Genomic DNA, 7,980 nt, shown 5'->3' with positions numbered 1-7,980 from the left:
AAGCCGATATCCCCGGTACACAGATCGACGACCCGGTACGGCAGTTCCAGTTTCTGTAACACCGCTTCGGCGTGGCCGGTGAGCTCTTCATGGGCCGCCAGCGAATCGGCCGGGCGCACGATCTGCACCAGCTCCACCTTCTCGAACTGATGCTGGCGAATCATGCCCCGGGTGTCCTTGCCGTAGGAGCCGGCCTCGCTGCGAAAACAGGGCGTATGGGCCACGTATTTGCGCGGCATATCTTCGTCCTCGACGATCACATCGCGCACGATGTTGGTCACCGGGACCTCGGCGGTGGGAATCAGATAAAAATCCTGCTCGTGGTGCAGCTTGAACAGATCTTCCTCGAACTTGGGTAACTGGCCGGTCCCGCGCAAACTCTCCGCGTTGACGATATACGGTACATAGGTTTCGGTATAGCCATGTTCGGTGGTATGCAGATCGAGCATGAACTGGATCAACGCCCGGTGCAGCCGGGCGATGCCGCCGCTCATGACGGCAAAGCGGGAACCGGTGAGTTTGACGGCGGTATCAAAATCGAGCCCCCCGATCTGCTCGCCCAGATCCACATGGTCCCGGGGCGCAAAATCGAGTTCGCGCGGCTCGCCCCAGCGGCGGATCTCCAGGTTATCGTCTTCATCCCGTCCATCGGGCACATCGGCCTGCGGGATGTTCGGGATGCCGAGCAGGATCGCGTCCAGTTGCTGCTGAACTTCCTGCAGTTGTGTCTCGGCCATCTTGAGCCGATCACCCAGATCGGCCACGGCCTCGAGAATCAGTGCGGCATCCTCGCCTTTGGCCTTGGCCTGGCCGATGGCTTTGGATTGGGCATTGCGTTCGGCCTGCAGCTCCTGAGTCTTTACCTGGAGCTGCTTGCGCTGCTCTTCCAGCGACTCGATAGTGTCGGTCTCCAGTTGATAACCGCGGCGTGCCAGTTGCGCGGCACACCCCTGCAAGTCGTTACGTAACCGTTTGGGATCCAGCATAAAAAACCTTCTGTTTATTGGATATTCACCCGGGCGTCCCAGGTGACGATATGACCGGGTTTGATGAATTCATTCAGGTGTTCCACGATCGCCTCGACCTTCTCGGGTGTATCGAAGAACTCCACCACAACAGGCAGATTGAGCGACAGATCGAGCAGACCCGAATGGTGTATCTCGCCCGACTCCCCGAATCCGGAGATCCCGCGAAATACGGTCACGCCGCTGGCCTTTTCCCAGTCGTGCAGGCGCCGCATCAGGGTATCAAGCTGGGCCTCGCCTTCGGTCAGATAGATCCGGACCATGGTCACTTGCCGATGATTCATAATTGACGTCCTCCCAACATGCCCAGCCACGCGGCAAACAGACAGAGCGTGACACTCAGCAAAATATTCAGCCCGGCCTTGAGCAACGCACCGCTTTCGATCAGGTTCAGCGTTTCCAGGGAAAAGGTCGAAAACGTGGTAAACGCGCCGAGCAAGCCGATCAGCAACAAGGCACGCCACTCCGGCCCCAGACTGGCCCGCTCCAGCAAGACAACATAAAGGAAGCCCATCAACAGCGAACCCAGGACGTTGACGCTCAGGGTGCCGTAGGGAAACTCCCGCCCCAACAGCTGATGCACGCCGCCGGAGAGCGTAAAGCGCAGCACCGAACCGACGGCGCCGCCCACGGCAATGGCCAGAATCTGCAACACCGAGCGCCTCCGGAACGATAAAGGGGCATGATAATCAAAATCCGACGGCCCGGCAAAACGGATATCCTGCTCCGGGACTGACAATCACCCTTGCTGTTTAACCACTGAACACACCGAAGTCACCGATGACACGACAAACAGTCAGAATGTCACGCAGGCTATCGCCAGCGTGACCTGCGCCTGACCGCCGATGAAGAAATGCATTTTCAGTATCTTTCAGCGCCTGTGCGCAACCTGACCTGCCCCTTCCGTACTTTTCAGTGTTATCACTGGCTTCAGTACCCAAACAACGGGCATAAATGTGTTCGGTGATCCGCCAGCACGGCATCGGCGAATCGCGCTCAATCCGAACCACGATTTTTTTTATCCAGCTCGCGCAAATGGGCCAGTTTTTCGGCGATCTTGATCTCCAGGCCGCGATCCACCGGATAATAATAGCGTCGCTCGCCAAAGCTCTCGGGAAAATAGGTCTCGCCGGCGGCATAGGCTTCGGGTTCATCATGGGCGTAACGATAGGCCTTGCCGTAACCCAGCTCTTTCATCAACCGGGTCGGGGCGTTACGCAGATGAATGGGGACTTCATCCGAACCGGCCTGCTGGACATCCGCCCGGGCCTGGTTGAAGGCACTATAGACGGCATTGCTCTTGGCTGCACAGGCCATATAGACCACCGCCTGGGCGATGGTCAGCTCGCCTTCCGGACTGCCGAGCCGCTCCTGAACATCCCAGGCATGCAGCGCGATCGTCAGCGCCCGCGGATCCGCGTTGCCAATATCCTCGCTCGCCATGCGCACCACCCGCCGGGCGATATACAGCGGATCGCAGCCACCGTCGATCATGCGCACGAACCAGTACAGCGCGGCATCCGGGGCGGAACCGCGCACGGATTTATGCAAGGCGGAGATTTGATCGTAAAACGCCTCGCCCTGCTTGTCGAAACGGCGCAGTCCGCTGCCCAGCACTTCGGCCAGGGTTTGCTCCGTGATCCGGGCGCGGCCATCGACGTCCTCGGCCAGCTCGGTCGCAATCTCCAGTAAATTGAGCGCGCGCCGGGCATCGCCATCGGCGGCCTCGGCCAGACGCTGTAGCAAGTCGGGCGCGATTTCCAGATTTATCTTTGCCAGCCCGCGCTCGGAATCACCCAATGCCCGTTCGATTACCTGCAGAATGTCCTCGCTCTCCAGCGCCTTGAGCACATAGACCCGGGCCCGGGATAACAGGGCATTGTTCAGTTCAAAGGAGGGATTTTCGGTAGTCGCACCGATGAACGTCACCGTGCCGTTTTCCACATAGGGCAAAAACGCATCCTGCTGGGATTTGTTAAACCGGTGCACTTCGTCCACGAACAACACGCTGGGGCGGTTCTGTTGTTGCTGTACCTCCTGGGCCCGGCTAATGGCGGCACGGATCTCCTTGACGCCGGAGAGCACAGCCGAAATGCTGAGAAACTCGGCATCGCAATAGCGGGCGATCATTCGCGCCAGCGTGGTCTTGCCAGTACCGGGCGGTCCCCAGAAGATCATCGAATGCAACTTGCCCGATTCGATCGCCTGACGCAGGGGTTTGCTTGCGGCCAGTAAATGGCCCTGCCCCGCAATCTCGTCCAGTGACTGCGGGCGCATACGATCCGCCAGCGGCCGCCAGGCCAGTTCACTGCCGGACTGATCGCTCTGGCTGTCGGACTGAAACATGTCGGGGGTATCGGGCATGATAAATCAGGTTCGTTGCCAACTTGATAAGTGGTTAAGCCATTATTACCCTGCAATAGCGCAATAAAACTACTGTTCGAGGACATCCACGCCGGGCGGTGGTGTGAAACGGAATGTCTCGGCTGTAAAGGATGGGTTACGGCGGATATCGTCGAATTCCAGCCGGGTAATCCGGCCAAAGCCGTCTTTCAGTTCCATGATCCGAATCTGTTCGGCATCGAAGCCCAGCTGGATCTCTTCGAACTGGTTTTCGTTGCTTTTGGGAATCAGGCGAAACCAGTTCAGCTCACCTTCATCGGTATACGGTTCGATCCGGTACTGGCGTTGCAGATTCCCGGGATTGCTGAGAATCATCGCCGGCGTATCACGTAACAGATTTTCTTGCTGTTTGACGATAATCTGCTCCAGATCGGCATCATAAGACCAGAGCCGATGACCGTCGGCAACATACAGCTGTTCGTAGGGCCGGGTATATTTGAGGTAAAACCGATCGGGTCGCTTGATTTTGATGATACCGTGACTTTCCTCTTCCAGTTCCTGCTCGGGACTGAACAGCCGCTGCACAAAACGCGCCTCAAAACTGTCGAGGTTGCCAAAATAATCCTCGATGGTCGGCGCGGCCTGCACCGGGAGACTGAACAGCAAACCGGTCATCACGGTTATTACAATTTGCTTCAACATACGTACCGATTCTCTTGGTCGTTAGTCGTTAGTCGTTAGTCGTTAGTCGTTAGTCGTTAGTCGTTAGTCGTTAGTCGTTAGTCGTTAGTCGTTAGTCGTTAGTCGTTAGTCGTTAGTCAGTCTTACGATCGTTGCAGTCGTTAGTCGTTAGTCGTTAGTCGTTAGAGTGTCATTACGATCTTACGATCTCCCGTATCTTACGATCTTACAATCTTACGATCTTACGTTCTTACAATCTTACGTTCTTACGCTCTTACGTTCTTACGCTCTCACGTTCTCCCGTTCTCACGCTCTCACGCTCTCACGCTCTTACGCCCTCACGCTCTCACGCTCTCACGCTCTCACGCTCTCACGCTCTCACGCTCTCACGCTCTCACGCTCTGACCATCTCGCGCGCTCACGGTTCATTCTTTCGGTGGGGGTGGTGCCAGCACCTCGCGGTTGCCGTTGGATTCCAGTGGCCCGACCACCCCGGCCAGTTCCATGGCTTCCACCAGACGCGCGGCCCGGTTATAGCCGATACGCAGGCGGCGCTGTACCCCGGAGATCGAGGCACGGCGGGTTTCGGTAACGATCTGGACCGCCTCATCATAGAGCGGGTCGGCTTCGGCGTCATCACCGCCATTGCCGCTGGCACCGCCTCCGGCGTCGGCCGGCCCGTTGAGGACTTCCTCAAGATACTGGGGCTGGCCGCTCTTTTTCAGATTGTCGACCACGTTGTGGACTTCGTGATCGTCGACGAAGGCACCGTGAATCCGCACCGGCAGGCCGGCGCCCGGCGGCAGGTACAACATATCGCCGTGGCCCAGCAGTTGTTCGGCACCCATCTGATCGAGAATGGTGCGTGAATCGATGCGCGAGGAAACCTGAAAGGCAATCCGCGTCGGAATGTTGGATTTGATCAGGCCGGTCAACACATCGACCGAAGGCCGCTGGGTCGCCAGGATCAGGTGAATGCCCGAAGCGCGGGCTTTCTGGGCCAGGCGGGCGATCAGCTCTTCGACTTTCTTGCCGACCACCATCATCATGTCGGCCAGCTCGTCCACCACCACCACGATATACGGCATGGGTTGCAGTTCCTGAGCCGGCAGTTCCGAATCGGCCGGATGCAGCGGATCGAGGAGCGGCTGTTTGGCCTCCTGTGCTTCACGCACCTTGCGATTGAAGCCGGCGATGTTGCGTACCTTGAGCGCGGACATCAAGCGATAACGTTGATCCATTTCCGCCACACACCAGCGCAGCGCGTTGGCGGCATCTTTCATATCGGTGACCACCGGCGACAGCAGATGGGGAATGCCGTCGTAGATCGACAGTTCCAGCATCTTCGGATCGATCAGAATCAGCCGTACATCCCTGGGGCTGGCGTTATACAGCAGGCTCAGGATCATGGCGTTCAGGGCCACCGATTTGCCGGCGCCGGTGGTCCCGGCCACCAGCAGATGCGGCATGCGGGCCAGATCGGCGACCGTGGGATTGCCGCTGATATCCTTGCCCAGTGCCAGGGTCAGCGGTGATTTGGCGTCGGCGAATTCGGGGGCCTTGAGGGTGTCACTGAGACGCACCACTTCGCGCTGCTGGTTGGGGATCTCCAGCCCGACCGTGGTCTTGCCCGGGATAACCTCGACGACCCGCACACTGACCGCCGACAGGGCGCGGGCCAGATCCTTGGCCAGGTTACTAATCTGGTTGACCTTCACGCCGGCCGCCGGTTGCAGCTCGAAGCGGGTAATGACCGGGCCGGGATGGACGGCCACCACTTCACCCTCGATCCCGAAATCCTGCAGCTTGAGTTCCACCTGGCGACCCATGGCCTGCAAGGCCTCTTCGGAAATTTCGTTGCGATCCCCGGGCTGGGTGTCATCCAGCAGCGACAACGGCGGCAAGGCGCCCGTCTCGCTATTGGTAAACAGAGGCACCTGGCGCTCGCGCTCGACCCGTTTGCTGGGAGTGGCCGGTTTTTCTTCGCGCTGGATCACCGGCGGCGTGCGTTTGGCCTCTTTCACCTTCTGCTTTTCGACCTTGGCGGTATACTGCTGCTGATGCTGCTGGCGCGCCCGACGTTCCTGGACCGCGCTCAGGACGCGGGTAAACGCCCCCCGCAGTGCATAGAAAAGGCGCAGTGTCAGGGCGCCCAGAGAGTCCATCAGCCACAACCAGGAAAGGTGGGTAAACAGGGTCACGCCGCTCAAAAACAGCGCCAGCAGCAGCAGCGTGGCGCCCAGAAAGCTGAATGCCGCGGCCATATTGGTGGCCACATAATCGCCCAGGATGCCCCCGGCATTGACCGGCAACGGGCTGACACCGCCGACATCGTGCAGGCTGGCCAGTCCGCAGCCGGCCAGCAGGGTCAGCACAAAGCCGCTGACCCGCAACCCGAAGCCGCGAATATCAAAGGGGTGAACATTGCGCCGATCGCGGTACAGTCGCCAGCCGGCGTAGGCCACCATGATCGGGAACAGGTAGGCCAGATAGCCGAACAGGCTTAAAAAGACGTCGGCCAGCCAGGCGCCGGTCGGCCCCCCCAGATTGGCGATACGCGGTTGCGCCCCGCCGCTGTGGGACCAGCCCGGGTCCACCGGGTGGTAGCTGAAGAGCGCCAGCAGGAAATAGAGCGCGGTAAAGCTGAACACATACAATGCCCCCTCTTTCAGCGCTCGTTGCAGGTGGCTGGCCAGGGGCGGGCTTTTGGCTTCGGTGGCTGTCTTCTTGGCCTGGGGCAAAGTTTATCTTCTTTATGAGGAAAGTAATATAACTTACTAAATTATAAGAATAATCGCAATATATATACAGTTATTGCAAGGCGGCCAGAACCATCTTGCCGGCCCGGATATTGAGCCCCGCGGCGAGGTCCGGCCGGCTCTCCCAGCCCGGCTCGGCCAGTCGCAGGATATAGGGAACCAGGGCGGCAGACAACGCCTGGGAGGCCGTTCTGGGCACGGCGCCCGGCATGTTGGTGACCCCGTAATGCAGCACCCCCTCCCAGAGGAACGTGGGCTCGTCGTAGCTGGTCGGGCGGGTGGTTTCGATACACCCCCCCTGGTCGACCGAAATATCGATAATCACACTGCCGGCCGGCATGTGCCGGACTGTTTCGGCCGAGACCAGATGGGGGCTTCTGGCACCGGGGATCAGTACCGCGCCAATCAGCAGATCGGCCGACTGAACGGCCTCTTCGATGGCGCTGGTATAGGCGTGACGTCCGGTCACATTGGGACCGATGAGGCGAGCCTGTTGCAGTTTGTCCCGATCGCGGTCGAAGATGGTCACCTGCGCCCCCATACCGGCAGCCATGCGCGCCGCGCTGGTGCCGGCGACCCCGGCACCGAGAATCACCACCTGCCCCCGCTCCGTGGCCGGCACCCCGCCCAGCAATACCCCGCGACCGCCCTGATGGTGATAGAGCAGATTGCTGCCGGTCTGGCTGGCGATGCGCCCGGCAATATCACTCATCGGCGCCAGCAGCGGCAGCCGGTTATGGGCATCGGTGACGGTTTCAAACGCCAGCGCGGTCAGGCCGATCTCCTTCAGCGCCCGGGTTAGTTGCGGCGCGGCGGCCAGATGCAGGTAGGAAAACAGCACATGATCGGCACGCAGACGATCCAGTTCCTCGCTCTGGGGTTCCTTGACCTTGACGAGCAATTCCGCCGCCTCGAACAGTTCGGCGGCATTGGCGACAATCTGCGCACCACGGGCCCGATAGGCCTCATCCTCATAACCGCTATACTGACCGGCGCCGCTTTGAATAAAGACCTGATGATCATGGCGGATCAGTTCATCGACCGCATCGGGGATCAGCGCGACTCGCCCTTCCTGAATCTTGATCTCGCGGGGAACTCCGATTCTCATGTTACGCCTTTACCCTCCTGTCGGCATTCCGTAGACTACAGGCACTTCCCCTTCTACAGGCTGA

The 7,980-nt window shown here is 59.4% G+C and carries 7 protein-coding genes; all 7 read right to left on the bottom strand.

Annotated features, from left to right (window positions below):
- The coding region (gene serS / locus U5K34_RS11125; RefSeq protein WP_322568459.1) for a serine--tRNA ligase at window positions 1-986 on the bottom strand (986 nt) is incomplete at its 3' end.
- 14 nt (window positions 987-1,000) lie between these two features.
- Window positions 1,001-1,309 carry a DUF190 domain-containing protein gene (locus U5K34_RS11120; RefSeq protein WP_322568458.1) on the bottom strand — a complete coding sequence of 103 codons (309 nt, stop codon included), beginning with the start codon at window positions 1,307-1,309 and terminating at the stop codon, window positions 1,001-1,003.
- On the bottom strand, window positions 1,306-1,680 hold the full coding sequence (gene crcB / locus U5K34_RS11115) for a fluoride efflux transporter CrcB (protein ID WP_322568457.1): 375 nt from the start codon (window positions 1,678-1,680) through the stop codon (window positions 1,306-1,308). The genes U5K34_RS11120 and crcB overlap by 4 nt, the downstream gene beginning before the upstream one ends.
- Before the next feature lie 341 nt (window positions 1,681-2,021).
- Entirely contained in the window at window positions 2,022-3,371 is a 1,350-nt protein-coding gene (locus U5K34_RS11110) for a replication-associated recombination protein A (protein WP_416224088.1), read from the bottom strand.
- 87 nt (window positions 3,372-3,458) lie between these two features.
- Entirely contained in the window at window positions 3,459-4,070 is a 612-nt protein-coding gene (gene lolA / locus U5K34_RS11105; protein WP_322568455.1) for an outer membrane lipoprotein chaperone LolA, read from the bottom strand.
- A gap of 404 nt (window positions 4,071-4,474) precedes the next feature.
- The gene (locus U5K34_RS11100) at window positions 4,475-6,790 is read right to left on the bottom strand and encodes a DNA translocase FtsK (RefSeq protein ID WP_322568454.1); all 2,316 of its coding nucleotides are present in this window, start codon (window positions 6,788-6,790) and stop codon (window positions 4,475-4,477) included.
- A gap of 70 nt (window positions 6,791-6,860) precedes the next feature.
- A complete protein-coding gene (gene ald / locus U5K34_RS11095; protein WP_322568453.1) occupies window positions 6,861-7,916 on the bottom strand; it encodes an alanine dehydrogenase in 1,056 nt (351 codons plus the stop codon).
- Window positions 7,917-7,980: the final 64 nt, after the last annotated feature.

The sequence above is a fragment of the Thiohalophilus sp. genome (assembly GCF_034521165.1).
GTDB lineage: Bacteria > Pseudomonadota > Gammaproteobacteria > UBA6429 > Thiohalophilaceae > Thiohalophilus.
The sequence above is the reverse complement of the archived record's forward strand: the minus strand, read 5'-3'. Positions and strand labels throughout refer to the sequence as shown.